Annotated in this window: 3 protein-coding genes; all 3 read right to left on the reverse strand. The window is 42.7% G+C overall.

Annotation, left to right across the window (positions count from 1 at the left end; genetic code table 11):
* Positions 1 to 250 precede the first annotated feature (250 nt).
* Positions 251 to 937: a DUF6753 family protein gene (locus VB775_RS22490; protein WP_281009611.1), complete on the reverse strand. Its 687-nt coding sequence runs from the start codon at positions 935 to 937 to the stop codon at positions 251 to 253.
* 1 nt (position 938) lies between these two features.
* Entirely contained in the window at positions 939 to 1658 is a 720-nt protein-coding gene (locus tag VB775_RS22495) for a mobilization protein MobD-like protein (protein WP_281009610.1), read from the reverse strand.
* Between the two features lie 14 nt (positions 1659 to 1672).
* Positions 1673 to 2074, reverse strand: a 402-nt coding sequence (locus VB775_RS22500; RefSeq protein ID WP_323216960.1) for a hypothetical protein, incomplete at its 5' end; no start/stop codon positions are given.

Genomic DNA, 2074 nt, shown 5'->3' on the forward strand with positions numbered 1-2074 from the left:
CTTCACAGAAGATTCGCGTGATATCCAAGTGCGATACGATACTGTTCATATTGCTGAGGCTTTTAGTTTGTCAAACCTAGTCTCAGCTTTTCTTTTGCTTTTGTCTACTCTGTCGAACTGACGTTAATACAAAAGTCAAAAAATCTACTTAAACGATGACTTAAAAAGTAAATATTACGAAATTTTGAACGTTTTTGGGCAGTAAAAGTTAGCTATTGTGTTTTTTGATTCATGAATTGTCGCAACCGAATCAACGGCGATCTTCATAGACTCTCTGGGTTTCAGGCAATACCCATAGGGCGCATAAACCTTTAGTCACATATTTACCATTGAGAATGATTAAAGCTTCCTTGAGGTTTTGCTGATCCTGAAGGCAGGTTTTTAAAATACTCTGATTCCAGTCCACGAGATTCCTAGCTAATTTGCCGTTGTCACTTGCCACCCACTCCAAATCCCTAGCGGATTGGGCGTTTAGACTGGGTGTAGGTAAAAACAGTTTCGCGATCGCCAAGCCCGAAACCAGACCCGCCGCTAAGCCAATCATCAACATCCCCGCACAGAAACCAATGAAGGGCAAGCTAATCGCCCGCCAATAACCTTGGGATTCCTGATGCTGTTTGTTTTTGATGATATTAGCGATCGCCTGACTAATCGCCACCTCCTGTTCTTTAACCGCAGTCTCGCGTAGAGTCGCCAGAAAGTCGCTGAACTTTTGGATACCAACATCGAAGCCTTTAGCTAAGGCACTTTGGAGTAGATTTGGCGCAGTGGCAACTGTTGCCGCAACTTGGGCATTAGACAAGAAAATCGCAATGTAAGGATCGTTTTGGGGGATACCAGACTTAGCCACAATCTCGTAGATTTTGGCTTTGACCACGGGATCGTAGTCATGAATGGCAATATCCAGATAGGTTTTGGGCAGGGGATTGCTATTCATACTAGGCTTTCAATGACTGGGGCTGTTTGGCTTTGGCGAGAAGCCCAGTGGACTCAAAAGCTTTGTATGCTTCACGTAAATATGTTTTGATTTGATTCCTGCCAATGAGTCCAAATTCAGAGTAATTGGATGCATCCTCGAAGGTGAGATGCTTAGCATTAATTTCGATCCGCCTACCATCACTCAACTTGGGAAAGTCAATCACTGTAACATTGTATTCAGCGATCGCTTTCTGGATCTCTTCGTGAGCTTTGAAGTAATCCCATTCATCGCAGCGCCCCCAATTTTTGATAAACACATGGGTGATATAGCCTTGATAATGTTCTAGCGACTCAGTGAATAGCTTAATTGAGTCACTTTCACCGTCACTGACAAACCACTTGATAAATGTCACGTCATGTTCCTTGCCCAAATCTAGTAATCCTTTGGTGTCAATCCATTTCGATACTGCTCGGTGAGCCTGAGCGGGTAAATTGACGACAACCGTTTTCTTGAGTGCATATTCAAAAATGGCATCAGCGACATCAGCCATTTTTTCATTTTCTGAGAAAACAGCAGTTTTAGATTCTTTGTATATATCGAGGACAGTTGGGTTACTGCGATCTGTTTCAATACTGGTGAAAGAAATTTTGTTATCGGTCAGGTATTGCAACATGGTGCGAGCGACCCAGCTTTTGCCTACACCACCTTTTTCCCCATCGATCAGGTTGATATTTGCCATAATGTTGTCTCCTATTATCTATTGAAGTACTTCAATATTTTTTGTTGTGCCAAATCATCATCGTAGTCATCATCGTCCACGGGGAGAGACTTTGGGACAATGCTTTGTGGTTTGGGGGTTGCCTTGCTGCTGTTTGGCTTTACTACTGAGATTGGTTCGGAGCGATCGCTATTTTCTACATTGGTAAGAGTTTCCGTTGCAGAGGGGATATTAGCCATACTATCCGACAAACTTGTAATTGGTTGTTGAGTTAGCTCAGATCCTGATGGTTTGTGTTGCGGTAAAGCCCTTTCTGCCCTAGCGGTATGGGTTTTAGCTTTTGTCCCACCCTTTTTTTGTTTTTCGTTAATTCGCCATATATACTGCTTTATAGTTTTAGCAGAGATATCGACGTGAAGTTCATCTTTTAGGTTTTG

Source organism: Pseudanabaena sp. CCNP1317, from assembly GCF_034931345.1.
Lineage (GTDB): Bacteria > Cyanobacteriota > Cyanobacteriia > Pseudanabaenales > Pseudanabaenaceae > Pseudanabaena > Pseudanabaena galeata.

Coding starts and splice junctions, on each gene's coding strand:
- VB775_RS22490 (WP_281009611.1), bottom strand. CDS start 937: ATGAATAGCAATCCCCTGCCCAAAACCTATCTGGATATTGCCATTCAT.
- VB775_RS22495 (WP_281009610.1), bottom strand. CDS start 1,658: ATGGCAAATATCAACCTGATCGATGGGGAAAAAGGTGGTGTAGGCAAA.